The following is a 25,856-nucleotide window of genomic DNA, read 5'->3' on the forward strand; positions in this document are numbered from 1 at the left end:
GCACTGCCCACGGCAGACGCGCGGTCACTTACTGAACTGCGTCAAGACAGAGCAAAGGAGCTTTCAAGATGAACCAGACGATCCGTAACACTGAGGAGACGAACATGAACCTGCACCACACCACACGCCCCGGCGAGCCGGGGTCCCAAGAGCTGGTTCCTTCGCGCTACGCGCTGAAGATCGGCGAGATCGACGTGATGGTGATCAGCGACGGCGTACTGACGCTGCCAGGCGCGATGCTGGCCCACAACGCCGACCCGGCCGTCCGCGCGGCGTGGCTGAAGGATATGTTCCTGCCGCCGGACGCGTTCGATTGGGCGCTGAACGTGGTCGTGGTGCGTAGCGGCGACCGGACCATCCTCGTCGACGCCGGACTAGGATCCGACCCGGACTTGCACTTGCCGCGGGCCGGCCAGTTGAGCAAGCGACTGGAAGCCGCCGGTATCGATCTTGAGTCCGTGACCGACGTGGTGCTGACGCACATGCACATGGACCACATTGGCGGGCTGCTCGTCGACGAGGTGAAGGAGCGGCTGCGCCCGGACCTGCGCATCCACGTGGCAGCCGCCGAGGTCGCATTCTGGGAGGCGCCCGATTTCTCCCACGTCTCGATGCCGCCGGGATTCCCGGACGCGCTTCGGGCGACCGCCAAGCGGTTCGCGAAAGAATACCACAACCAGCTGCGTACCTTCGAGGACGAGCACGAGGTGGCACCGGGCGTGGTGGTCACGCGCACCGGTGGCCACACCCCCGGGCACAGCGTGGTCCGCCTGGCATCAGGCGGCGATCGGCTGACATTCGCCGGCGACGCCGTGTTCACTGTCGGGTTCGACCACCCCGACTGGCACAACGGCTTCGAGCACGATCCCGAAGAGGCGGCCCGCGTCCGGGTCCGTCTTCTGCGCGAGCTGGCGGCGAACGAAGAACTCCTCGTCGCCACGCACATGCCGTTCCCGTCCATCGGACGGGTCGCGGTCGACGGCGACCACTTTCGCTGGGTGCCAGCCTTCTGGGACTACTGACCGCTCGTCGGGTTAGAGCCGGGGGTGCGTACTCACCGCATGAGTGAGTTCGCACCCTGTGTTCGGCGCGGCCCCTAAGCCGACCGCCTTACGGCGTCGCTGCCTGCCGGCGCAACATCCAGCCGCCCCAGCATCGCCCTCGCCTGCTCGGCGCAGTGCTCGATCAGCCAGCGCTCGAACGCGACGGGGGGAAGTGCGGGGGCGTAGAAGAAGCCTTGCACGACGTCGCAGCCGAGCTCGGCCAGGGTCTTGCGCTGGCCTTCGGTCTCGACGCCCTCGGCGACGACGGTCATGCCGAGGCCCTGGCCGACGCGCACCACGGCGGTGGCGATCGCGAGCGCGCCGGCGTCACGCTCGATATCGCGCATGAAACTGCGGTCGATCTTCAATTCGCGGATCGGCAAATGCGCGAGACGGCTGAGGCTGGAATAGCCGGTACCGAAATCGTCCAACGAGAGCCCGACGCCGAGCTCGCGAATCGCGTTCATCGTCTCGAGCGCGGCGACGCCGTCCTGCATGAAAGCGCCTTCGGTGATCTCCAGCATCAAGGCGTCCGCCGACAGATCGTATTCGGAGAGAATGTCCTTGAGCCGCGCGGCCAGCGTGACGTTGCGGAAATTGATCGGCGACAGGTTGACCGACACGCTAGGGATGTTGAGCCCGGCGCGGCGCCAGCTCGCCATCTGCCGGCAGGCCTCGCGCACCGACCACAGTCCGATCTGCTCGATCAGGCCGCACTCCTCGGCGAGCGGGATGAACTTTGCCGGCGAGACGTCGCCGAGCACGGCATCACGCCAGCGCGACAGCGCCTCGACGCCGTGGATGGCGCCGTCGCAGCTGCGGATCTGCGGCTGGTAGCTGAGAGTCAGCGCGCCTTCGACGATGGCACGGCGGAGCGCCGCGATCAGCGCCAGCCGCTGCTCGGTGAGCCCGTTCATCTCGGCGCTGAAGATACGATAGGTCGAGCGGCCCGCCTGCTTGGCCATGTACATGGCGGCATCGGCCTGCTGCATCAGTGTATCGATGTCGGTGGCATGGTCGGGATAGAGGCTGATGCCGATGCTGGCCGACATCGGCATCAGCTTCGATCCGAGCTTCAAGGGTGCAGCCAGCGCCTCCGTGATGTCGGCCGCGACGCGCGCGGCGCTCTCGGCGTTGCGTTGCGGCAGCAGGATGACGAACTCGTCGCCGCCGAGCCGTCCCAGCATGTCCTCGGGGCCGATCTGCTCGCGCAGGCGCTGGGCGAGCTGGATCAGGAGCTCGTCGCCGGCGGCGTGACCGAGCGTGTCATTGACGTCCTTGAAATGATCGACGTCGAGAAAAGCGAGTGCGACATGGCTGCCGGTCGGGCAGGCATCGATCGCCGTGGTGATCAGGTGGCGCAGCTGCGCGCGGTTCGGCAGCCCGGTGAGAATGTCGTGATAGGCGAGCCGCGCGATCTCGGCGCGCGCTTCCTTGCGCTCGATCGCGAAGGCGCCGAGATTGACGCAGGCCTCGACGATGCGCCGATGCCAATTGCTCGGCGCGCGGGGCTCCCGATAGTAGAAGGCGAAGGTCGCGATGACCCGGCCGTCCTTGGCCTTGACCGGCGTCGACCAGCAGGCGCGCAGGCCGATCGCGAGCGGCATGGCCTTGTAGGGCTGCCAGCGCGGATCGGTCTCCAGATCGGTCGCCAGCACCGGTTCGCCGTAGAAAGCGGCGGTGCCACAGGAGCCGACATCGGGGCCGATGGCCACGCCGTCCAGCGCGCGGGAATAATCATCGGGCAGGCTGGGACCGCCGAGCGGATGGATCAGGCCCGCGGCATCGACGTGAAGCAACGAGCAGACCACGTGGGGCGCGATCTCCTCGACGCGACGGCACAGCCTGTCGGCGATCTCGCCGATCGGCACCTCGTCGGCGAGCGCGCCCATGATGAGTTGCTGGAGCGAGCGCAGCTGCTTGGTCTCGGTGATGTCCTCGAGCAGCGCGAAGATGTGCTTGACCCGGCCCTTCGTGTCGCGGAAGGCATCGATCCGGGCGCAGACCCAGATCTCCTCGCCGTCCTTGTCGTAGACCAGCACCTCGGCTTCGCCGCGGCGACCGCCATGCATCAGGCGCTTGATGAGCTTCGCGATGGCCTTGCGATCGGTATGCCGGCCGGCGATCAGCTCGCCAGCGCGGCGGCCCTCGGCCTCCGCGTTGGTATAGCCGAACAGCGTCGTGAAGGCGGAATTGACATAGACGATGTTCTGCTCGGTGTCGCTGATGATCACCGCCCGGTTGGTCTGGTCGGAGACGGCGTGGAGAAGCCCGATCCTGACGCGGCGCTCGGCTTCGATGGTGACGTCACGCGCAAACAGGATGTAATGATTGGCGCCGCCGATTTTCACGGAAGACAGCGCGATAGCCGCCCTGATGCGGCTGCCGTCACGGCGCACGAGACTGATCTCGTCCCGGAGATCGGCCACCGGATCGGCCTGAAGGCCCTTGAGGGCGAGAATTTCGGCATCGCGACCCAGCACGTCGGTGCGTGCCAACTTCCAGATGCGCTCCGCGGCGGCGTTGAAATGAGTGATGCGATGCGCGTCATCGACGATGACGACGCCATCGTCGGCGCGTTCGAGCGCGGCTCGCAGCACGTCCGGAATTTCAGTGAGACAATCGAAGGCGGACATCGTTTGACCCGGCGATATCGGGAAAATACGGCAAGCGGTCCGACGCTAACGCTCCGATGGTGTCCAAGTCGTTTTTTGCCGCGTCATCGCTCCTCGCCAAGAGGCGGCATGCTTAACGATCCGCGAAAACGGCGACGGTATCTTGATGCGTGCGGAACTAATCCGCGCCGGTTCCCGCGTGAAGCTTGTGCAGCCGGCCGGCGACGGCCCGCACCTTGCGCGGTGCGGCCTGCCAAATCGAGAGCGCCGACAAGGCGCTCACGATCATCGCGATGGCGAAGGCGAGCGTGTAGTCACCAGTGCGATCGTAGAGGAAGCCGGTCACCCACGGTCCGGCGGCACCGCCTGCCAACGCCGCCAGCATGATCGTGCCGAAGATGCTGCCCTGGTGCTTGCCCTGGAAAATCTCGAACACCACCGCGCCCATGATCGAGGTGAGGCCGTAACCGAACGCGCCTTGCGTGAACACCATCACGTAGACCAGCCACAGCGACGGCTGGAACTTCAGCGCCATCAGCGCCGCAAAGCAGATCACAAAGCCGGCGCAACTGATCGCCCACACCCATTCCCGCCCGATCCGGTCGGAGACATGGCCGAGCAGGATCTGGCCGGGAATGCCGAGCAGGCTGACGATGCCGAGCGCCCACACCGCGACACCTGGACTGAAGCCGATGTCGAGCAGGAACTTGGTCTGGTGCACCTGCACCGCGTACCAGATGTACAGGCCGCAGAAATAGCCGAGTGCGATCCACCAGAACCGCGCGGTCGCGACGGCACGTTTCAGCGTCCAGTCGGTCCCGACCCAGACGGGATCGACGACATTGGAGATCGGCTCGGCCGCACCTGCGGCCGGGACGACATCGCCGTCCGGCTCGAGGCCGATGTCCTGCGGGCGCTTGTGCAGCAGCAGATTGACCGGCGCCAGCACGACCAGGATGAGCAGGCCCATCGCGGTGCAGGCGGTGCGCCAGCCGGTCTGCTCGATCATGTGCTGCACCCATGGCAGCAGCGTCACCGAGCCGATACCGACGCCGGCGAAAGCGATGCCGATGGCGAAGCCGCGCTTGCGGATGAACCAGTTCGGCAGGAACAGCGACTGGCCGGAATAGCCGAGACACACCGATCCGGCACCAACCATGACGCCGATGGTGACATAGAGGTGCCAGGGCGCGCTGGTGAGCGGCGCAAGCAGCAATCCGCCGCCCATCAGCACGACGCCGAGCTCCATCACCGCGCGCGGGCCGGCGCGGTCCATCAGGCGGCCGATCAGCGGGCTGACCACGCCAGACACCACGAAGCCGAAGGAGAAGGCGCCCGCGGTGACGCCGCGCTCCCAGCCGAATTCGGAGATGATGGGAGGAAAGAACAGTGAAAAGGCGGTACGCGCGTTGACGCCGATGGCCATGGTGACGAAGGTCACGGCGACCACGACCCAGCCGTAGAAGAACGGAAGCCGCATGTTGTGCTTATTTCATCCCTAGACGATCCTTCCGACCATCTGGAGATGTCCGGGTCAAGCGCTTTTCGCGCATGCCCCTTGAGCGAGATGCGTCAGGGAGATCTCAGGCGGCGTCGCGCCGCGAGGGTTTGGCCGGCGCGTCGAACAGGATTCGCTCGATCGGCTGCGGGCGGCCGAACAGATAGCCTTGCGCGAAATTGACGCCGAGCGCCTTCAGTCGCTCGTACTCCTCGCGGGTCTCGACGCCCTCGGCGGTGACCGACATGTCGAGCCCGCGCGCCAGCGTCACGATCGAGGAGATGATGGCGGAGCTACGCGGCTGCTGGGTGAGGTTGCGGATGAACGACTTGTCGATCTTGATCTTGTCGAACGGGAACGCCGTCAGATAGCTGAGCGAGGAATAACCGGTGCCGAAATCGTCGAGCGCGAGCTCGACGCCGAGCTGCTTCAGCCGCTGCATGAAGGCGTGGTTCTCGACCCCGCGCTCCAGCAGCACGGATTCCGTGATCTCGATCTCCAGCCGCTGGGGCGGCAGGCCGGAATCGGCGAGCGCCGCGCAGATCACCTCGAACAGCCGGGCCTCCTTGAACTGGATCGGCGACAGGTTGACGGCGACCGCGAGATCCGATGGCCAGCCGGCCGCATCCGCGCAGGCGCGCCGCAGCACGAACTCGCCGAGCGGCACGATCAGCCCGGTCTCCTCCGCAAGCGAAATGAACTGGTCCGGCGGAATCAATCCGCGTGTCGGATGCCGCCAGCGCACCAGCGCCTCGAAGCCGCGCCGCGCGCCGCTCAGCGCGTCGACGAACGGCTGGTAGTGCACCTCCAGCTGGCACCGCGCGATGGCGTCGCGCAGATCCCCCTCCAGGGTGTTGCGCGCCTCGAGCTCGGCCGACATCGCCTCGTCGTAGATGGTGAAGCAGTTGCGGCCTGCCGATTTCGAACGATAGAGCGCAAGGTCCGCCTTCTTCAGCAATTGCTCCTGATCGCTGCCGTGATCCGGCGCGATGGCGATGCCAATGCTGGTGCCGATCTCGACGCGGTGACCAGGCAGCAGGAACGGTTCGGTCAAGAGCTTGGCAATCCGCGCCGCCAGCTCGGTCGAGCAGGCGCGCTGATCCTCGCCGGTTTCCTGGATGATGGCGAACTCGTCGCCGCCGAGCCGCGCCAGCACGTCGTTGGCGCGCACGGCGGATTTCAGCCGCTGCGCTACCTGGCGCAGCAATGCATCGCCGGCGCCGTGGCCGAGCGAATCGTTGACGTTCTTGAAGCGGTCGAGGTCGAGCATCAGGATCGAGAACGGCAGACCCCGCACGCTCAGCTGGCTGTTCATCTCGTCGAGCCGGGTGAGGAAGAAGGCGCGGTTCGGCAGCCCGGTCAGGATGTCGGTCTGGGCGAGCTCGAGCACCCGCCGGTTCGCCAGCGACAGCCGCCGCGAATTGCGGCTCGCAAGCATGAGATAGGTCGACAGCGACAGCGTCAGCAGCATGCCGACGATCAGCACGGCGCCGGCGCGATCGTAAGTCGTCTCCAGCGGACCGCCGGCGGTTGGAACCGCCCGCACCTGCCAATCGGTGTCGCCGATCTTGAGGCTGCCCGCCCAGTGCAGCGCCCGCGCAACGTCCCGCATCGATTGCGGCGCCGTGGCCGCCGACGAATAATCCGGCAGCATCTGCTCCAGGCTGACGATCTGCGCCGTGAAAGGCGGATAGACGTTCATGCTGACCGCGGGGCTTGCTCCGGTCGTGACGCGAATGGCCTGGATCAGCAACGGCATGTCGAAGATGCCGACCACGAAGCCGGCCAGATTGCGGCGCCGGTCCGCGACCGTATCGCGCGAGGTCCCCTTGGCGTAGACGGGAACGGCAACGAGGACGTCGGGCAGCCGGCCGCCCTCCTTCGGTTCGAACAAGCGCGTGCGAATGGCTGCGACCTTGTCGTTGTCGCGGGCGCGCTCCAGCACCGCGAGGCGCTCCGGGACGGTGGCGTAATCCATGCCGTACACCGCCGAGGTCTTCGGCTGGGTCGAGTAGAACACCGGAAAATATTCATCGGTCTGCGGCGCCGTCGCAAAGCCCGCGCCCTGGAGCGACTTGATGCGATAGCCGGACACGCCGTCCGCGATCGCCGCGGTCTCGTATTCGGCGCGTTCCTTGCGGTTGACGCGCGGCAACCAGGCGATGCGCAGCATGCCGGGATGGCGCTCGAACAGACGGGCGCTGAAGGTTTCGAACTCGCTGCGGGTGACCTCGTCGTTGGTCGATTCGAACAGCGTGCGCAACGCGACGAGCCGGGAGATGTATTCGCCCATGCCGTTCTGCATGACGATCGCTTCGGTTTCGGCCGCGTTCTCGAACTCGATCCTGTTGACGCGATCCTCCCACCGCGCCACGGCGGCCGCGCCCACGACCGAAAACAGAAGACCGACGCCGACCGCGACGAGCGCAGGGCGATACAGCCCGAGCAGCGGCGCGGCACGCCACCATCCGGTCATACGCCTCCGATCCTGATCGTTCTGATCGCGATCGCCCATCTTGAAGCCGCCGTCCCCCTGTCCGCGACGAACCGAACCTCTGGTTGAGGTGCCGGCGCCGCTATCGGAACAAGACCGCGGTTAAGAACTGCACAATTTCGGAACCCCTCCATTCCGCAACGCGTGAATTAGTTAATGAAGTGCCCGAATGATCCGGCATTCTGGAAACAACTTGCCGGTTTTGCCCGGAGTACTACGGGCTGCCGACACGTCGCCGGTTAGCGAGCTATTCAGGCTCGCAGGAATATGTTGCGCAAGGCTCCTCCCCATCATTCGGCAAAACTCCCTGATGTATCGATTTCGATCAGCGACATCCCTCGTCCTGGCCATCGCGCTCCTCGCCGCGACCGTGCTGGCGGCGAGAGCCGACGAGGCCGGCGTCAGCGAGGATGCGATCCTGTTCGGCCAGGCCGCCGCGCTGGAAGGGCCCTCCTCCGCGCTCGGACAGCGCATGCGGCAAGGCATCGTCGCGGCATTCACCGAGATCAACGCCAAGGGCGGGGTCCACGGCCGCAAGCTCCAGCTCATCAGCCGCGACGACGGCTACGACCCCGACCGTTCGGTGGCGCAGACGCTGCACCTGATCGACGACGACAAGGTGTTTGCGCTGATCGGCGCGGTGGGCACGCCGACCGCGATGGCGACAATTCCGATCACCAGCGCCAGGAACGTTCCCTTCATCGGTCCGTTCAGCGGCGCCGAATTCCTGCGCGACCTCGAGCTTGCCAACGTCGTCAACATCCGCGCGAGCTATGGTGCGGAGGCCGAGGCGTGGATCAAGCACCTCACCGAGGATCGCCACTTCACCCGCATCGGCATCTTCTACCAGGACGATTCCTTCGGCCGGGACGGTCTGGTCGGCGTCAAGCGCGCGCTCGCCAAGCGCGGCCTCGAGCTTGCCGCCGAGGGCACGTTCGAGCGCAACACCCGCGCGGTCACCGCAGCCTGGCGGGTGATCAGGCGCGCCGAACCCGAGGCGATCGTGATGGTCGGGACCTATGGGCCCTGCGCGGAGTTCATCAAGCTCGCGCACCGCAGCGGCTTCCATCCGACCTTCGTCAACGTCTCCTTCGTCGGCGCCAATGCGCTGGCCAAGGAACTCGGCCCCGAGGGTGAAGGCGTCATCGTCTCGCAGGTCGTGCCGTTTCCATGGGACCGCTCGCTCAAGCTCGTCGCCGAATACCAGGCGGCGCAGAAGGCGTTCGATCCGACGCTGACACCGGACTTCGTGTCGCTGGAAGGCTATCTCTCCGGCCGGCTTGCGGCCGCGGCGCTGGAAAGGGCCGGGCCGAACCCGACGCGCGCGAGCCTGCTCCGCGCCATCAACGATGTCGGCCGCTTCGACATCAGCGGCAGCGCCGTCAATGTCGGCATCCGCATGATCGATGCGCCGCCGAAGGTGTTTTTGACGGTGATCCAGAAGGACGGAACGTTCAGGGCGGTGGACCGGCTATGAAGCCGCTCACGGCCGCCGCGTCCAGCGCTCGGCATTGACGGCACCCGGCGGAATCTCGCCCTTGACGATTGCCTCGACCTGCCGAACCGTTTCCAGCGACTGATATTCGATCGCCTGCGGCGTCAGCCCGCCGACATGCGGCGTCGCGATGACGTTGGGAAGCTTCGCCAGCTCCGGCGTCGGCATCTGGTCGGGCGCGCGGCCGACATCCATCGCCGCGCCGGCGATGCGATGCTCCAGCAGCGCGCGCGCCAGCGCCGGCTCATCGACGAGATTGCCACGCGAGAGGTTGATGAAGACGGCATGCCTCTGCATGCGGGCCAGCGCCGCTTCGCCGATCAAATTCTCGGTCTGCTCGTTGGCGATGGCAAGGCAGACGACATAGTCGGAGGCAGCGAGGAGCTCATCGAGACCGACCTGCCGGATCGCGGCATCGCCGACGGTTGCGAAGGGATCGGTGACCAGCACCTCCATGCGCAGCACCTGTGCGACCTCGGCGAGATAACGGCCGATGCTGCCGTAACCGATAATGCCGATTTTGCTGCCCGCGAGCTGGCGGCCCATCCGCGCCTCGACCTTGCGGCCGGCCTGGTAGTCCGCCGTCGCCCGGGATATGCCGCGGGAGAGATCGACCATGAAGCCGAGTGCGAGCTCGGCAACGGCCTGCACGAAACCGGGCCCGGCGCGGGTCACGAGCACGCCGACCTCTGAGGCCGCTTCCACATTGACGTTGCGGATATCGACGGCACAGCGGACGAAGGCGCGCAGACGCGGCAGCTGCGCAAAGATCTCGCCGCGCCCTTCCGTCATGCGATCGGCGACGATGATGTCGACGTCTTTCGCCGCGCGCACGAGGCCGGCGGCGTCCAGGGTTTCGTCGCTCTCGTGCAGGATCACCTCGGCGGCCGCGCGTAGGCCGCTCAGGCTGCGATCGCCATAGTAATTGCGCCGCATCTCCGGTGTGTGCGCGAGCAGAACCTTCACGTCAAAACTCCTTCAGTAGCCGAATGCCCGCGGCAGCGCGGTGCTCAGCCACGGCACGAAGGCGATGACGAGCAGGCAAAGGAACAGCAGGCCGAGATAACCCATGATCGGCTTCACCGTCTGCTCGATCGGCACGTTGCCGATCAGGCAGGCACCGTAAAGCCCGAGCCCGAGCGGCGGCGCGAACAGGCCGATGCCCATGGCGATGACCAGCACGACGCCGAAATGCAGGGGATCGACGCCGAGCTGCACCGCGACCGGCAGCAGCAGCGGCCCGAAGATGATCAGCGCGGCCGCGCCCTCCAACACCGAGCCCATCACGATCAGCACGGCGATGGCAAGCAGGATGAACAGCCAGACGCCTGAGGTCTTCGACAATCCGAGCATGAAATCGCCGACCGCATGCGGCACCTGCTGCAAGGTCAGCGTGAACGCGAGCGACTGCGCGGCAGCGACGATGAACAGCACGAGACCGGCGCGCGTCGCCGCCTGCACGAAACTATGCGCGGCCGATTTGAAGCTGAGCTCGCGGAACACCACGCTGCCGACCACGAGCGCATAGGCCACGGCGAAGGCCGAGATCTCGGTCGCGGTGGCAAAGCCGCTCTTGAAGCCGAAGAAGATCATGAAGATCAGGCCGAACGAGGCGATCGCGCCGCTCCAGAGCCCCGACACCGGCATCTGCGGCTCGACGTCCTCGACCTTGTCCGGCCGCTTGCCGAAGATGATGGACACCGCGATCAGAACCAGCGCCATCAGCGCCGACGGCAAGAGACCGGCGACGAACAGGCCGCCGATCGACAAATTGGCCACAAAGCCCAGAATGATCAGGTTGATGCAGGGCGGGATGGTCTCCGCCATCACCGCGGACGCCGCCAGCAGCGCCACCGCGCCGCCGGGGTTCTGCTTCGATCGACGCGCCGCCGGGATCAGCACCGAGCCGACCGCGGCGACATCGGCCATCTTCGAGCCCGAGATGCCGGAGAACAGCACCATGGACGCGATCATCACGACGTTCAGTCCGCCGCGCATGCGCCCGACTGCGCGCTGCAGCAGCTCGATCAGCCGCACCGACATGCCGTTGGCTTCCATGAGGTAGCCGACGAGGATGAAGAACGGGATCGCAAGCAACACGAAATTGTCGATCCCGCGCGCCATCTGCTGGGCGAAGATGACGCCGGGCAGCGCGCCCTCGACCCAGATGAAGATGAGCGCAGCGAGCGCCAACGCAAAGCCGATCGGCAAGCCGCCGAACAGCGTTACGAAGAAGCCGATCAGCATCAAGGTGCCCGCCGACGGCACCGAGGACGGCGACAGGTAATCCCAAGCCAGATAGAGGCCCGTGACGATGATGATCGCAACGAGCCCCCTGATGATGTCGGGGAACGGGCGCGCGCAGAGATGGTCGATCGCGAACACCGTCATGAACAGCGCGCCGACGCCCATCGGATAGAAGGTCAGCTCCAGCGGCAGGCCGGAGCCGGTGGTCTGGCCTGCGGTCAACGAGCCCAGCTTGATGGCGTTGTAGGCGACGTAGCCGGAGATCAGCACGACCAGCAGCGCGCCGGCGGCATCGACCAGCGTGCGCAGGCGCAGCGGCAGGAGATCGCGGAAGAAGGAGACACCGACATTCTCGCCGCGCGCGAGCGCGCTCGCGGCGCCGAAGAAGGCCGAGCCCACCATCAATCCGCGTGCGACGTCGTCGGACCATTCGACCGGCGCGTTGAAGAAGAAACGCAGCAGCACCGAGACGCAGACCACCACGAGATCGGCGGCGAGCAGGATAGCCGCGATCGCATCGCTGAGCCGAAGCAGCAGGGCGATGCTGCCGTGGCGGCCGGCCGAAACGGGCACGGCGGCCGCCACCACCATCTCAGACCTGGCCATCAGGCTTGCGTCGCGCGGATGATGTCGATGACGGCCTTGGACTCCGGACGGGCCTTGATGAAGTTCTCGATCTGCGGCGCGACGCGCTTCTTGAAGGCCTCGCGGTCGCATTCGGCCGCGGTCACGCCCTTCTCGGTCAAGGCGGCCAGCGCCTCCTTCTCGACTGCAAGCCCATGCGCACGCGTGTCGGCCGCGGCCTTCTTCGCGGCGTCGAGAAAGCCCTCGCGCAGCTTCGGGTCCATGCGGTTGTAGGTCATGTCGCTGAAGTAGATCGCAAGCGGCGAGAAATTATGCTGCGTCAGGGCGTAGAATTTGGCCGTCTCGAAGAACTTGCTGGCCAGGATCGTCGGCGGATCGTGCTCCAGGCCGTCAAGCACGCCGGCCTGCAAGGCCGTGTAGATCTCGCCGAAGGCCAGCGGCGTCGCGGCGGCGCCCATCAGCCGCAGGCATTCCGTGATGACGGGGTTCGGCAGCGTCCTGATCTTGAGGCCGGCGAGATCTTCCGGCGTTTTCACCGGCTTCTTCGCCAATACGCTGCGCGAGCCGAAATTATAGGCCCAGGCGATGATGCGGATGTTGCCGCCCTTGAGCAGGGCGTCCTCGATCGGCTTGGCGGCGCCGGCATCGAACGCCTTGGTCTGCTGCGGGAAGCTGGAGAACAGAAAGCCGAGATCGTAGGTGCCGACCAGCGGCACCAGATTGGCCGAGATCGAGGAGCCTGACACCATGAGATCGATGACGCCGAGCTTCACCGAGTTGATGACGTCGATCTCCTGGCCGAGCTGGTTGTCGGGGAAGAAGGCGACCTCGATTTGCTCGCCGAGCCCGTTGCCCTTCAAATTTTTGACGAGGTTGTCGTAGTAGACGCGACCGTTGGCGAATTTGGGATCGTTCGGCAGAGAGGAGGAGCATTTCAGCTTGAGCGTCGCGGCTTCGGCGCGGCCGATGATGGCGGGGGAGAGCACGAGGCCGGCGGTGACCGCCGCGGATGACTTGATGAACGCGCGACGATTCACGGGCACGATGGTCATGGTGCGGTCTCTCCCACATTATTTTTGTTCGCCGCGGTCGTTGCCGTGGCCTGTTGCGCGGACTTTATGGCCAAAGCGACGGCGCAGGCAAGCGGGCGGCCGGCCACCGCAGAGCGTGCGCGAAGTGCGTTGGGAAGTCCGTGAGCGCTCCGAAACGGCTACGATTCCCGGGGATTTTGCGATAGTGATCGGCCTACGGCCATATCCGCGCAATGGGCCCCGTCGCGTCGAGCCTGCATCAATCCAATTGGAGCATGGATCAATGCGTGATTCACATGGATGGGGCTAGACCGATGCATCGCGCATGGGCCGGCGCCTGCCCCATTTTGCCGCAGCGCGCAGCGTGATCCAGCGCACAGACGGCGTCATGGCGCAGACGTAGAAAAGGTGCCATCATCGCAAATATTGCCGATGGAGGTGACACCATGCGCCGTCCAGTCCTTTCCAATTTGCTTCTTGCTTCCGGTTTTCTCGCCCTCGCCCAGTTGATGACGCCGACGGACGCTGCAGCCGAAGCGCGGCTCGCGCTGGTGATCGGACAATCCGCCTATCGCACCGTGCCCGAGCTGCCCAACGCCGCCAACGACGCCAAGGGCATGACGGAGTTGCTCGGCAATGCCGGCTTCACCGTCACCACGGCGGCCAACCTGGCGCAGAACGAGATGCGCGCGGCAATCTCGGATTTCGCCGGCAAGGTCAGCGCCAGCGGCGCCGACACGGTGGCACTGGTGTTCTATGCCGGCCATGGCCTGCAGATCGACGGCGAGAACTACCTGGTGCCTGTCGATCTCGATCCCAAGCGCGAGGCCGACATTCCGCTCCAGGGCGTGCGGCTGAACGACATGCTCAACACGCTCGGTGCGCTGCCGACGCGGGCGCGCATCTTCATGCTCGATGCCTGCCGCAACAATCCGTTCCCGGCGCTCAGCGGCGCCGGCCACGGCCTTGCGATCGTCGACACCAAGGCCGGCGCGCCGGGCTCCTTCATCTCCTATTCGACCTCCCCCGGCGCCGAAGCCGAGGACGGCAGCGGCATCGACAGCCCTTACACCACGGCCGCGCTGACCATCGCCAAGCAGCCCAATCTGCCGATCGAGGAAGTGTTCAAGCGCATCCGCGTCGCCGTCGCGCAATCGACCGACGGCCGACAGATCCCCTGGGAAAGCTCCTCGCTGACGACCGACTTCAAGTTCTTCGGCGAGAGCAGCGGCAGCACACCCGCTCTTCCGGGCGCGAACGCGATGGCGCTCGCCGGGGGCACGCGCAGCCTCGAGGACTGGCGCAAGGAATTGCGGGGCAAGCCTGCGATGGTCGCGTATGAGCTCGTGATCACCGAGGACACGGTGGAGGCCTATCAGGCCTATATCGAGCTGTACGCGCAGGACACCCGCACGCCGCGCGTGCGCACGGTGCTGGAACGGCGGCGCCAGATGCTGGCCTGGGAGCGCGCAACCGCGATCAACACCCGCGCTTCGTTCGAGGCTTACCTGGCCAATTGGGACAATAGCGACCTCGCCGCGACTGCGCGCCGGCTGCTGCTCCGCGTCCAGAACCGCAATTATGGCGTCCCCGTCGCCGCCGCAGCGATCCCGGTCGCCGTCGCGATGGGCCCGACCTGCCCGTGCTCGACGCCAACGACACCGGCAACGCCGGTCACTCCGAGCGTCGCGCCCGTGATCAAGAAGCGCGTCGACGACACCCCGCCCAAGCGCAAGGTGGTCGAGACGCCGCCGAAGCGCCGCCCGCCGCCCGAGGAAGTGGTCTACGAACGCGCGCCGCCCCCCGGCCCACCGCCCGGCGCCGTGATGCAGGGTATCGGCATCGGAATCGGGATCGGCATGGGAATGGGCGGCCGCGGCGGCGGCGACCATTATCGCGGCGACTACCGCAGATACTGAGACTGTCCAGCATTGACATAGATCCGGCTCGCGCCCGACGCGCGAGCCGGATCTACTGCGCCAGCGCCGGATAGTCGTGCTGGACGGCCTCCCGGATCCAGCCGGCCTGGATCGCGCGAAACAGGATCTGCGCCGTCTTCATATCATTTGCCTTCACGCAGAGGTCGACGATGCGGCGGACCGCATCGTCACGCATCAGATCGTCCGCGATCTTCATCGCAATCTCCATCGCGACGCGGGCTGCACGTTCAAAGCGCTCACGTTCGCGCTTATCAGCCGGTGCGGAGCCTCCGACAGCCTCCGCGCCCGCTCTCGCAGCCTCGCAGATGTTACGAATGCGCTCCGCCGCGTCGATATCGCCGATCGGTCCCTGGATCGGCTCATCCCAGATGTCGGCCGGCTGCCGCCTTGCGAACCACTTCATTGCCCCCACCCGTGGCCTTTATTGGCTTGCACCGTTCAGGACGTGCGGCGCGGCCCGATCGCCTCGAACTGCGCCTTCTGCTCGTCGTTGAGCGTGGCATAGAAATCATCGAGCGCCGCGCGCACCGACTTGATCCCGTCCAGCATCGCATCGAGCCGTTTGCGGATTGTGGCCATGCGGGCCGGCGGAGTCATCACGTCATTGGGCTCGCAGCCCGCCTTGAGCGATGCGCTGACCTTTGCGCTGGTATCCTGGAGCACCTGCAGCGCCGCGCGCTGGGTGTCGCTCGGACGAAGCCTCTCATCGATCGCAGCAGCAGGCCAATCGAACGCGGCGGCCACATTGCAAGCCTGCACCGACGATTCCCTCGCATTGTTCGATGCCGTCGCACGACGCTGATCCTCGGCGAGCGCATTGAAGCGCGCCTTCTGCTCGTCGTTCAGCGAGCCATAGAACTGGTCGAGCGCGGGCTGGACCAGCTCGACAGCCTTCTGCATCGCCTCGATGCGCTGCTGCATCGCTGCGAGCCGGCCTGGCGCCGTCGCTGCGGCCTGCGTCGGACAGGATGTGCGGATCAGCGCTGCGGCGTCGATCGAGGCATTGCCGAGCGCATCGAGAGCTGTGCCCTGCGCATCCGTCGGCTGCACCGCGGATGCGATCTGATCGATCGGTAGTCCGGCGATGGCACGGCGGTCACTGCCGCAGAGCTGATCGAGCGGTGCGCTACGCGCCCGTCGTCGTCCCTGCGATTGCTGCGGCAGATAGGCCGACAGGCGATCATAGCCATAGGGGCCGAAAATGCCGGCATAGATGTCCGGGTATCCGTAACCCCAGAAGCCGAGCCCGTCGCCCCAGATCGTGTAGTCGTAGAGATCGTTATAGGCGAACGGCCAGAACAGCGGCCCGACCCAGCCATAGCCGCCGCCCGCATGCTGCCACCATCCGCTGCTTGCGCCGCTCCAGCCGGCCAATGCGGCCGCTGCCGCGAGCTGTGCACGCGCTGCCGGATTGCTGATCAGCCGGCCATTCCGGAATGCGCTGGTGTTCAGGGCATTGCGGAAGCTCGCGGGGCGGATCGCCGCGTTGCGGATCTGACCGAAGTTGGGCCCGCCGCGTCGGACACCGGACGTGAACCGCATGCCGCGATGATGCCCGCCGGCATGCCCATGTCCACCGCCGTGGCCACGGAAATGTCCGCCGCCGTGATGGCCACCGCCGTGCCCGCCTCCATGGCCACCGCCATGTCCGCCCCCATGGCCGCCCTTGGCCAGAGCCGCGCCCGCCAGCATGCAGGCAAGCGCCATCGCGGCAATTCCAATGACCGGTCGCACCATCGCACCCTCCCGCAGAGCCGCGCCATTGAGGCATCGGAACTTGGCGGGAATTGGAACCGACAGGATTGCCGAAAGTTCCCGCCCCCGACCGGTGGACGGCATCGGCCTTGCGGCGGCTTTGTTGTGCCGAAGGCCTACGCCTCCGGCACAATCTTGCCGGGATTGAAGATGTTGAGCGGATCGAGCGCCTTCTTCAGCGCCCGCATCGCATCGAGCGCCTCGGGGCCGAGCTCGGCCTGGAGGTATTTCTGCTTGCCCTGGCCGATGCCGTGCTCGCCGGTGCAGGTGCCGTCCATCGCCTGCGCGCGCTCGACCAGGCGATGCATGAACTCTTCGCCGCGCGCCATCTCGGCCGCGTCCTTGGTGTCGCAGACCAGCGAGCAATGGAAATTGCCGTCGCCGACATGGCCGACGATCGGCGACAGCAGGTTGAGCCGCTTGAGATCTTCCTCGGTCTCGCTGACGCAATCGGCGAGCCGCGAGATCGGCACGCAGACGTCGGTCGCGACCACGCCGATGCTGTCGCCGGGCCGCAGCGCCTTCACGGACCAATAGGCATCGTGCCGCGCCTGCCACAGTTTCGTGCGGTCCTCCGGCTTGGTGGTCCAGGAGAATTCGCCGCCGCCGCAATCCCTGGCGATCTCGCCGAACGCCTTGGACTGCTCGGCAACCTCGATCTCGCTGCCGTGGAATTCCATCAGCAGCAGCGGCGTCTCCGGCAGCGTCAGCTTCGAATAGGCGTTGCAGGCCTGCACCTGCGCGGCGTTGAGCAGCTCGATGCGCGCCACGGGGATGCCGGTCTGGATCGCCAGGATGACGGCCTGACAGGCCCCGTGCACGGTCTCGAACGACACCGCACCGGCTGCGATCGTCTCGGGGATGCCGCGCAGGCGGATGGTCAATTCCGAGATGATGCCGAGCGTGCCTTCGGCGCCGACGAACAGATGGGTGAGGTCGTAGCCGGCGGACGATTTCTTGGCGCGCGTGCCCGTGGTGATGATCTCGCCATCGCCGCGCACCACCTTCAGGGCCAGTACGCTCTCGCGGATGGTGCCGTAGCGCACCGCATTGGTGCCGGAGGCGCGGGTCGAAGCCATGCCGCCGAGCGAGGCGTCCGCGCCGGGATCGATCGGGAAGAACAGGCCCTGGTCGCGCAGATGCTCGTTGAGCGCCTTGCGGGTGACGCCGGGCTGGATCACGCAGTCGAGGTCCTCGGCATGGACCGCCAGCACCTTGTTCATGTCGCGCAGGTCGATCGAGATACCGCCGGCCGGCGCGTTGACCTGGCCCTCGAGCGAGGTACCGGTGCCGAAAGGAATGACCGGGACGCGGTTCTTGGCGCAGATCCGCACCACGTCCTGGATGTCGGCGGTCTCCTGCGCCATCACCACGCCATCCGGCGGCTGGTTGGGAATCCAGGTGGTGGTATGGCCATGTTGCTCGCGCACGGCCTGCGAGGTGATGAGACGGTTGCCGAAGCGTGCGGCAAGCTGCTCCAGCGCGCTCGCGAGGGCTTTCGGCTCCGGCCGCGGCGGATTATTGGTGATGGTGGTACCCACGGACATTCCTCCCGACAGAAGAACCGTGGCAAAGGATATAAAACCGGTCAAGTCAAGCGACCGGACGCATAGCTGGAAGGAAACATGCCGGAGACTGCCGCCTCAGCGCCCAGAGCCGAGCCGTTCCGCGCCTCGATCATGCAGATCGAGCCGCAATGGATCGACTATAACGGCCATCTCAACATGGCCTATTACAACGTGATGTTCGACCGCGCGATCGACCAGCTCTGGGCCGAGCTCGGCATCGGGCCGACCTACATGAAGGAGCGAGGCGGTTCGACTTTCACTGCCGAATGCCATGTGCGTTACTTGCGCGAAATCCACCTCGGCGATCCCGTGCAGATCCTGGTCTGGCTGCTGGAGGCCGACGACAAGCGGCTGCACACGTTCGAGGAGATGCGGCACGCAACCGAGGGCTGGCTGTCGGCGACGTCCGAGAACATGTCGCTTCACATGGACATGAATGCGCGGCGCGTCGCGCCATTTCCGCCGGATATAAGCGAGCGCATCGCGGCGGTCACAAAGGCCCACAGCGCGGTCTCGCGCCCCGAGGGCATCGGCCGGAACGTGGCGATGCCCTCGAAGCGGTAGCGCGTGATCCGGCGGCCTATACCCTGTTGCGGCCGCGGGCCAGGCCGACCACGGCCGAGACCAGGAACAGAACGACCGCGATGAAGAAGATGATCTTGGCGATCTCAATCGAAGCGCCGGCGATGCCGCCGAAGCCCAGGATGCCGGCGATCAGTGCGATAACCAGAAACGTCACAACCCAGCCAAGCATGGTCAAACCCTCGTCTTGATGTCTGTCTGCGTCTAGCGCGGCTGGCCGCGCCACCTGTCCAGACAATCTCGAGGCGGGAACGATGGTTCCGGCCCGGACAGGGTGGAAATTCGCGAGGACCGCTGGAACAAAATGACGTGCCCCGCACGTGGAAAACCTCGTTCCGCCGCCCCATATAGGCACCAATCCCTGTTAGAAGGCTCCCTTCCGCCACCCCGCGGTGCCATCGTGGGGCCAATGATTCGCATGACCGAGCCGAGCAAGATCACGTCCCAGAACGTCTCCGACCACCAGCCCGCAGCCGGCGGCATCGCCGCGCGTGCGCGCGCCTCGGTGGGCCCGAAATATCTGTCCGGGCTCAATCCGGAGCAGCGCGAGGCCGTGGAGACGCTGGACGGCCCGGTCCTGGTGCTGGCCGGCGCAGGCACCGGCAAGACGCGCGTGCTGACGACGCGTATCGCCCACATCCTGAGCCAGGGCCGCGCCCGCCCCGCCGAGATTCTGTCGGTGACCTTCACCAACAAGGCGGCGCGCGAGATGAAGCACCGGCTCGGCCAGATGCTCGGCCACGCCGTCGAGGGCATGCCGTGGCTCGGCACCTTCCACTCCATCGGCGGCCGCATCCTGCGTGTCCATGCCGAGCTGGCGCAGCTCAAGTCGAACTTCACCGTGCTCGATGTCGACGACCAGGTGCGGCTGCTGAAGCAGTTGCTGCAGGCCGAGAACATCGACGACAAGCGCTGGCCGGCACGCATGCTCGCCGGCCTGATCGACGGCTGGAAGAACCGCGGCCTGATGCCCTCGCAGGTGCCCTCGGGCGAAGCCGCCATGTTCGCCAACGGCAAGGGCGGCAAGCTCTATGCGAGCTATCAGGAGCGGCTGAAGATTCTGAACGCGGCCGATTTCGGCGATCTGTTGCTGGAGAACATCCGCATCTTCCGCGAGCACCCGGATATCCTCAGGCAGTACCAGCAGCGCTTCAAATATATCCTGGTCGACGAATATCAGGACACCAACGTCGCGCAGTATCTGTGGCTGCGGCTGCTGTCGCAGGCGCCTTCCTTCACCTCTCCCCGCCCGCGGGGAGAGGTCGCATCGCGCAGCGATGCGGGTGAGGGGGACTCTCCGAGCACTGAGCTCGTGGAGACTCCCCCTCATCCCGACCTTCTCAGTGCGAGCGAAGCTCGTCACGACCCCGCATCCGCCTTCGCCAAGGCTTCGGCGGACATGAGCGGGGAGAAGGAGAAGACCAAAAACATCTGCTGCGTCGGCGACGACGACCAGTCGATCTATGGCTGGCGCGGTGCCGAGGTCGACAACATCCTGCGCTTCGACCACGATTTTCCCGGCGCCAAGGTCATTCGCCTGGAGCGCAACTATCGCTCGACCGGCCACATCCTCGCCGCCGCATCGCATCTGATCGCGCATAACGAAGGCCGGCTCGGCAAGACGCTGCGCACCGAGGACCAGGACGGCGAGAAGGTCACGGTGACAGGCTCGTGGGATTCGGAAGAGGAAGCCCGCGGCATCGGCGAGGAGATCGAGCAGATCCAGCGCCGCGGCGAGAAGCTCAACGAGATCGCGATCCTGGTGCGCGCCTCCTATCAGATGCGCGAGTTCGAGGACCGCTTCGTCACGCTCGGCCTGCCCTATCGCGTCATCGGCGGCCCGCGCTTCTACGAGCGCGCCGAAATCCGCGATGCGCTGGCCTACTTGCGCGTCATCAACTCGCCGGCCGACGACCTCGCCTTCGAGCGCATCGTCAATGTGCCCAAGCGCGGCCTTGGCGATGCCACCGTGCAGATGCTGCACGACCACGCTCGCAAGCGCCGCATTCCCTTGTTCGAGGCGGCCCGCGCGGTGGTCGAAACCGACGAGCTGAAGCCGAAGGCGCGCGGCTCGCTTCGTGAGGTCGTCGCCCAGTTCGACCGCTGGCGCGCCCAGCGCGAGGTTACCGCGCACACCGATCTCGCCCAGATCGTGCTCGACGAGAGCGGCTATACCGAGATGTGGCAAAAAGACCGCTCGGCGGACGCCGCGGGCCGGCTCGAAAACCTGAAAGAGCTGGTGCGCTCGATGGAGGAGTTCGAGAACCTGCAAGGGTTCCTCGAGCACATCTCGCTGGTGATGGACCGCGACGGCGGCGCCGAGGACGACGCAGTGTCGCTGATGACTTTGCACTCGGCCAAGGGGCTCGAATTCGACAACGTGTTCCTGCCGGGCTGGGAGGAAGGCCTGTTCCCGAGCCAGCGCACGCTGGACGAACAGGGCCGCGCCGGCCTCGAGGAAGAACGCCGGCTCGGCCATGTCGGCCTGACCCGTGCCCGCCGCCGCGCCATGATCTATTTCGCGACCAACCGGCGGATCCATGGCACCTGGTCGACCACGATCCCGTCGCGCTTCCTCGACGAACTGCCGGCGGCCAATGTCGAGATCACCGAATCCAAGGGCGGCTCGGCCTGGGGCGGCACCGGCGGTTACGGCGCCTCACGCTTCGACGACATGGAGGCGTTCGGCTCCACCTATTCGACGCCGGGCTGGCAGCGCGCGCAAGCCAATCGCAACCGCGGCGGCGGGCGCAGCGGCGGTGGCGGTGGCGGCGGCTTCGAGGAAGAGGCTTCGACGTTCTCATCCTCCTCGTCGTCCGGCCCCGATTTCGGCAGCTTCTCCTCGCGCCGCCGCGGTCCCCTGACGATCGAGGGCGAGCTGGTCGCCAAATCGACCGGCACCACCTCGGAATTCTCGCTCGAAGACCGCGTCTTCCACCAGAAATTCGGCTACGGCCGCGTCACCAAGATCGACGGCAACAAGCTCACCATCGCCTTCGACAAGGCCGGCGAGAAGAAGGTCGTAGACAGCTTCGTGCAGCGGGCGTGAGCGCGCGATATGGCTCAGTATGTCGCCATCATCGAGGACACCGATCCGGACGCTGTCAGCCTGTGGTTTCCCGACCTGCCCGGCTGCATTTCCGGCGGTGATGACGTCGACGAGGCCCTGGAGAGTGCACCGGAGGCACTGGCGTTCTATGCGCAGGAGCTGATCGCGGACGGTCGGCAGCTTCCTCCGCCCAGAACATTGGACGAGCTCAAGGCCGACCCTGATGTGGCCGACGACCTCGGGAAACACACGGTCGCCCTGATCGAATGGCCGCCCCGCGAAGACGCCGCGGAGTGAGGACTGTTCGCCGCACTCCCCTCGCCTTCGACAGTTCTCGTCCGAACAGCCCTTGACCCGCCCGAACTTCCCCGTATCAGATGCAGCCATGGTCCGGGGCTCCATGACACTGATCTTGCTGGCATTGGGGATGCCGTCGCTTGCGGCGGCGGAGACCATGAGCTTTGGCGATTCGATCGGGCTGCTGGCCAAAAGCTGCGGCGCCGAAATCGTCGCCAATTGCCGCGGCGTCAACCCGGATTCGACCCGCCTGAAGGAGTGCCTGTCGCGCAACCGCGACGTGCTGTCCCAGCAATGCGCGAGCGACTATCTCGGCGCGTTCGATGCCATCCAGAAGCGCGTCGCCGCGCGCGTCACGGTGGCGAACGCCTGCCAGCGCGAGATCGTCAAGGTCTGTGGCGGCTCTACCAAGGAGACTAGCAAGTCGATCCCCTGCCTGGTTTCGACGCCCAAGGGCATCAGCAACAACTGCCTGAAGGCCGTCGACGACGCGGGGTACCGCTGATGCGCGCGAGCAGGCTCTTCATTGCCGGAACCGCGGTCGCGCTCGGTCTCGCTTTGCTCGCGGGCACGGCCGTCGCCCAGACGGCGGCACCGACCCGCGACGACATCGTCGGCAAGCTCAACCATTTCGAAGAAGCCGCCGAGGCCGACCTTCCCGCGCTGAAGCAGCAGGTGATGGAGCGCGCCAAGACCAGGATCAAGAACGATCCCGGTCCGGTGAACCGGCCGCTGATCGCACCTGATCTCGCCAAGCTGCCCGCCTTCAATGCGCAGATCCAGTTCGATGCCGACACGCCGATCATCCAGCCGGCGTCCTACCAGACCGTCGGCCGCATCGCGGACGCGCTGGTTCATTCCTCGCTGCTGCCCTACACGTTCCTGATCGTCGGCCACGTCGAATCCAACTCGAAGACTCGCGAGGCCAACGCGATCCTGAGCCAGCGCCGCGCCGACGCGATCCGCGACGTGCTGGTGAACACGTTCAAGATCTCGACCAAGCGACTGCATCCGATCGGCCTCGGCGAGGAGCAGTTTCTCGACCGGGCGAGGCCGACCTCGGCCGTCAACGGCCAGTTGCAAATCCTGACCTATGCCAAGCTGCCGGAGGACGCGCCGCATACGGCTGCGGCACCTGCGCCTGCGGCGAAAAAGCCCGCCAAGAAGCGCTGAGCGAGCGCAGCTTCGCACCCGACGGAACCCTTTGAAGTCCTGATCGTTTTGTAGCCTGTCCGGGGCGCACAAATACGGTTTCACGCGACAAAAGCCCCGGTTTGTGCACCGCCCGGTCCAGTGCTATAGCCTCTGTTCGCCCTTCCCCGACCCCGTGCTGCATGAGACCGAAATGGGTGGCTATTTTCAGCGCCAACTTGCCGTTTATGTCGAGTACCATCGCGACCCCCGGAACACGGCGATGCATGTGGTCGGTATTCTCCTGTTGTTCACCGGCGCCGTGATGCCGCTGACGCTGGTCAGGCTGCCGCTGCTCGGTTTCGATGTCAGCCTCGCCGTGATCCTGGCTTTGCCGGTCCTGATGTACTGGCTGCTGCTCGATGTGGCGCTCGGGATCGGCATTCTGGCGGTCTCGATCGTGCTGTTTTCGGTTGCGACGACCGTTGCGGCGCAAGTCAGTACCGCGACGATGTGGGCGATTTTCGCCGTGCTGGTGGCGCTCGGCCTCGCCGCGCAGGCCATCGGCCACAAGGTTTTTGAGGGCCGCGAAGCCTCATTGTTCACTTTTCCTTCGCATCTTTTGCTTGGACCGATGTTCGTGATGGCAAAATTATTCATTGCATTGGGCTTCCGTCGCGACCTTGCCGCGATTCTGGCGCCTCTTCCGACCAATTCCCTTTCAACCCGATAGCTCTAGACGCGAAACAGCAACCTTCTGCATGGCTCTCGTACTGGTTACCGGTGGCAGTGGCTTCATCGGACATCACCTCGTCGAAGCGCTCCGCGCCCGTGGGCAGCGGGTGCGCGTTCTCGATGTCCGCGCGCCGGCCGCGGCGAACGCGGATGTTGAATTTGTCCACGGCTCGGTGCTCGACGGCGCCGCGGTCGATGCTGCGATCGCCGGGGTCGATCAGGTCTATCACCTCGCCGGCCTGCCCGGCATGTGGGTCGCCAACAAGCAGGACTTTCACGACGTCAACTGTCGCGGCACCGAAATCGTGCTCGCGGCCGCAATGAAGCGCGGCGTGTCGCGCTTCCTGCACTGCTCGACGGAATCGATCCTGTTCCCCTATTCCGACCTCAAGGGCGCTGCCGCCGAGGAGGCGCTACAGCCGGCCGACGCGATGCCGGGCGCCTATACGCGCTCGAAGTCGCTCGCCGAGCATCATGCCGCGAAGGCGGCGGCCAGCGGCTTTCCACTCGTGATCGGCACGCCGACCATGCCGATCGGCGCGGCCGACCACAATCTGACGCCGCCGACGGCGATGCTGTGGTACTTCCTGCAGAAGAAGGTGCAGCCGCATCTCAACTTCCTGGTCAACCTCGTCGACGTCCGCGACGTGGCCATGGGCCTCGTGCTGACCATGGAGCGCGGCCGCATCGGCCAGCGCTACATCCTCGGCGGCGACTGCGTCCCGCTCGGCAACATCCTGCGGATGATGTCGGCGATGAGCGGCCGCCGGCAGTTCCCGGTCGTCGTGCCCGGCAAGATCGCCGAGCTCTCGGGCATCATGCTCGAATACCTCGCCGATCGTGTCACGCGCCGGCCGCCCAACGGCACCGCCGAGGGCGTGCGCATTGCGCTCGCCGCAAGCGACCTCTCGATCGGCAAGGCGCGCACCGAGCTCGGCTACGCGCCGCGTCCGATCGAGCCGGTGCTGCGCGAAACCATCACCCATCTGCTCGCCCGCAACGGCCAGCAGCCCTCCGGCGCCATCAAGCATCACGCGCTCTCCTCGCGCGCGAGCTAAAGCCGCCGCCCAACGCAAAGAACCTTCATGTCCTTCGATTTCAGCAAGCTTCTCTCGGTCGCCTGGGGTGGCTGGACCACGGCCTGGCCGACCGAATTCCTGGCCCTGGTCTGGCTCGCCTTTCTCGCCAGCTGGGTCGGCGCCTCGTTCTGGCAGGGGCGGACCAAGAAGCAGGTCATGACGCTGGAGTCGCAGCGCTATCGCCTGCCGATCCTGGTCGGCGGCATCCTGTACACCCCGTGGGTTGCACAGCTGCTGGGCTGGAAGCCGCTTTGGGTGCTCGGCAACACCGGCATCTACATCGCCGCGGTCCTCTCGGCCGCCGGCATCGCTTTCGCCTGGTGGGGCCGACTGCATCTCGGAAAATTCTGGTCGAACACCATCACCCACAAAGAAGATCACCGCGTTATCGACACCGGCCCCTACGGCATCGTGCGTCACCCGATCTACACCGGCTTAATCTTCGGCATGCTCGTCACCGGCATCGCAATCGGCCTCGTAACGACGATCCTCGGCGCGATCCTGATCTCGCTCGGCATGTGGCAGAAGGGCCGGATGGAGGAGGTGTTTCTGTCGAAGGAGCTCGGCGAAGACGCCTACGGCGCCTACTGCCGCCGCGTGCCGATGATCATCCCGTTCCTGTCGCCGCGGTGAGGGGCGTAGCACCTTCCTACTATTTTCTCCGCGTAAGACTGCTGTTTGGTCCCGTCATCCTGAGGTGCGAGGTTTGCGA

General features: G+C 65.9%; 21 protein-coding genes. 11 read left to right on the forward strand and 10 right to left on the reverse strand.

Going from position 1 to position 25,856, the window contains the following annotated elements; genetic code table 11:
* Nucleotides 1–68 precede the first annotated feature (68 nt).
* On the forward strand, nt 69–1,022 hold the full coding sequence (locus GGD61_RS10035; protein ID WP_092253375.1) for an MBL fold metallo-hydrolase: 954 nt from the start codon (nt 69–71) through the stop codon (nt 1,020–1,022).
* A 74-nt stretch (nt 1,023–1,096) separates the two neighbouring features.
* On the opposite strand, the gene GGD61_RS10040 is transcribed toward GGD61_RS10035, so the two are convergent.
* The 3 genes from GGD61_RS10040 to GGD61_RS10050 form a co-directional block, all read right to left on the reverse strand.
* Nucleotides 1,097–3,679: an EAL domain-containing protein gene (locus GGD61_RS10040; protein ID WP_177236960.1), complete on the reverse strand. Its 2,583-nt coding sequence runs from the start codon at nt 3,677–3,679 to the stop codon at nt 1,097–1,099.
* A gap of 157 nt (nt 3,680–3,836) precedes the next feature.
* The gene (locus GGD61_RS10045) at nt 3,837–5,138 is read right to left on the reverse strand and encodes an MFS transporter (protein ID WP_092253379.1); all 1,302 of its coding nucleotides are present in this window, start codon (nt 5,136–5,138) and stop codon (nt 3,837–3,839) included.
* Between the two features lie 103 nt (nt 5,139–5,241).
* A complete protein-coding gene (locus GGD61_RS10050) occupies nt 5,242–7,632 on the reverse strand; it encodes an EAL domain-containing protein (RefSeq protein ID WP_244550621.1) in 2,391 nt (796 codons plus the stop codon).
* Between the two features lie 328 nt (nt 7,633–7,960).
* Between GGD61_RS10050 and GGD61_RS10055 the strand changes: the two genes are divergently transcribed.
* On the forward strand, nt 7,961–9,127 hold the full coding sequence (locus GGD61_RS10055) for an ABC transporter substrate-binding protein (protein ID WP_092253383.1): 1,167 nt from the start codon (nt 7,961–7,963) through the stop codon (nt 9,125–9,127).
* A 6-nt stretch (nt 9,128–9,133) separates the two neighbouring features.
* On the opposite strand, the gene GGD61_RS10060 is transcribed toward GGD61_RS10055, so the two are convergent.
* The 3 genes from GGD61_RS10060 to GGD61_RS10070 are packed head-to-tail and all read right to left on the reverse strand — an operon-like array spanning nt 9,134 to nt 13,029.
* The gene (locus GGD61_RS10060) at nt 9,134–10,111 is read right to left on the reverse strand and encodes an NAD(P)-dependent oxidoreductase (protein WP_092253385.1); all 978 of its coding nucleotides are present in this window, start codon (nt 10,109–10,111) and stop codon (nt 9,134–9,136) included.
* 12 nt (nt 10,112–10,123) lie between these two features.
* Nucleotides 10,124–11,998 (reverse strand): TRAP transporter large permease subunit, encoded by a 1,875-nt coding sequence (locus GGD61_RS10065; RefSeq protein WP_244550622.1) that lies wholly within the window; start codon nt 11,996–11,998, stop codon nt 10,124–10,126.
* Nucleotides 11,998–13,029: a TRAP transporter substrate-binding protein gene (locus tag GGD61_RS10070; protein ID WP_092253389.1), complete on the reverse strand. Its 1,032-nt coding sequence runs from the start codon at nt 13,027–13,029 to the stop codon at nt 11,998–12,000. The genes GGD61_RS10065 and GGD61_RS10070 overlap by 1 nt, the downstream gene beginning before the upstream one ends.
* 425 nt (nt 13,030–13,454) lie before the next feature.
* Between GGD61_RS10070 and GGD61_RS10075 the strand changes: the two genes are divergently transcribed.
* On the forward strand, nt 13,455–14,927 hold the full coding sequence (locus tag GGD61_RS10075; RefSeq protein WP_092253391.1) for a caspase family protein: 1,473 nt from the start codon (nt 13,455–13,457) through the stop codon (nt 14,925–14,927).
* A gap of 52 nt (nt 14,928–14,979) precedes the next feature.
* Here GGD61_RS10075 and GGD61_RS10080 read toward each other — a convergent pair whose 3' ends face one another.
* The 3 genes from GGD61_RS10080 to GGD61_RS10090 form a co-directional block, all read right to left on the reverse strand.
* Nucleotides 14,980–15,351: a hypothetical protein gene (locus GGD61_RS10080; protein ID WP_026202237.1), complete on the reverse strand. Its 372-nt coding sequence runs from the start codon at nt 15,349–15,351 to the stop codon at nt 14,980–14,982.
* A 35-nt stretch (nt 15,352–15,386) separates the two neighbouring features.
* Entirely contained in the window at nt 15,387–16,685 is a 1,299-nt protein-coding gene (locus tag GGD61_RS10085) for a Spy/CpxP family protein refolding chaperone (RefSeq protein WP_092253393.1), read from the reverse strand.
* 134 nt (nt 16,686–16,819) lie between these two features.
* Complete coding sequence (locus tag GGD61_RS10090; protein WP_092253968.1) at nt 16,820–18,244, reverse strand: FAD-binding oxidoreductase; 1,425 nt, start codon at nt 18,242–18,244, stop codon at nt 16,820–16,822.
* Nucleotides 18,245–18,328: 84 nt separating this feature from the next.
* On the opposite strand from GGD61_RS10090, the gene GGD61_RS10095 reads away from it, so the two are divergent.
* Nucleotides 18,329–18,835, forward strand: a complete 507-nt coding sequence (locus GGD61_RS10095; protein WP_018319671.1) for a thioesterase family protein — start codon at nt 18,329–18,331, stop codon at nt 18,833–18,835.
* A gap of 16 nt (nt 18,836–18,851) precedes the next feature.
* Here the strand turns inward: GGD61_RS10095 and GGD61_RS10100 are convergent, their stop codons facing one another.
* Nucleotides 18,852–19,025: a DUF1328 domain-containing protein gene (locus GGD61_RS10100; protein WP_018319670.1), complete on the reverse strand. Its 174-nt coding sequence runs from the start codon at nt 19,023–19,025 to the stop codon at nt 18,852–18,854.
* Between the two features lie 237 nt (nt 19,026–19,262).
* Here GGD61_RS10100 and GGD61_RS10105 point away from each other — a divergent pair, with 237 nt between their 5' ends.
* From GGD61_RS10105 to GGD61_RS10135, 7 genes are all read left to right on the forward strand, one after another.
* The gene (locus GGD61_RS10105) at nt 19,263–21,902 is read left to right on the forward strand and encodes an ATP-dependent helicase (RefSeq protein WP_092253395.1); all 2,640 of its coding nucleotides are present in this window, start codon (nt 19,263–19,265) and stop codon (nt 21,900–21,902) included.
* Nucleotides 21,903–21,911: 9 nt separating this feature from the next.
* A complete protein-coding gene (locus GGD61_RS10110; protein ID WP_092253397.1) occupies nt 21,912–22,199 on the forward strand; it encodes a type II toxin-antitoxin system HicB family antitoxin in 288 nt (95 codons plus the stop codon).
* An 88-nt stretch (nt 22,200–22,287) separates the two neighbouring features.
* A complete protein-coding gene (locus GGD61_RS10115; RefSeq protein ID WP_092253399.1) occupies nt 22,288–22,704 on the forward strand; it encodes a hypothetical protein in 417 nt (138 codons plus the stop codon).
* Nucleotides 22,704–23,372: an OmpA family protein gene (locus tag GGD61_RS10120; protein WP_092253401.1), complete on the forward strand. Its 669-nt coding sequence runs from the start codon at nt 22,704–22,706 to the stop codon at nt 23,370–23,372. The genes GGD61_RS10115 and GGD61_RS10120 overlap by 1 nt, the downstream gene beginning before the upstream one ends.
* Before the next feature lie 172 nt (nt 23,373–23,544).
* The gene (locus GGD61_RS10125) at nt 23,545–24,063 is read left to right on the forward strand and encodes a DUF962 domain-containing protein (protein WP_177236961.1); all 519 of its coding nucleotides are present in this window, start codon (nt 23,545–23,547) and stop codon (nt 24,061–24,063) included.
* Between the two features lie 28 nt (nt 24,064–24,091).
* Complete coding sequence (locus tag GGD61_RS10130; protein ID WP_092253405.1) at nt 24,092–25,123, forward strand: NAD-dependent epimerase/dehydratase family protein; 1,032 nt, start codon at nt 24,092–24,094, stop codon at nt 25,121–25,123.
* 27 nt (nt 25,124–25,150) lie between these two features.
* Complete coding sequence (locus GGD61_RS10135; RefSeq protein ID WP_092253407.1) at nt 25,151–25,777, forward strand: isoprenylcysteine carboxylmethyltransferase family protein; 627 nt, start codon at nt 25,151–25,153, stop codon at nt 25,775–25,777.
* Nucleotides 25,778–25,856: the final 79 nt, after the last annotated feature.

The sequence above is a fragment of the Bradyrhizobium sp. SBR1B genome (assembly GCF_014198205.1).
In the GTDB taxonomy this organism is placed as follows: domain Bacteria; phylum Pseudomonadota; class Alphaproteobacteria; order Rhizobiales; family Xanthobacteraceae; genus Bradyrhizobium.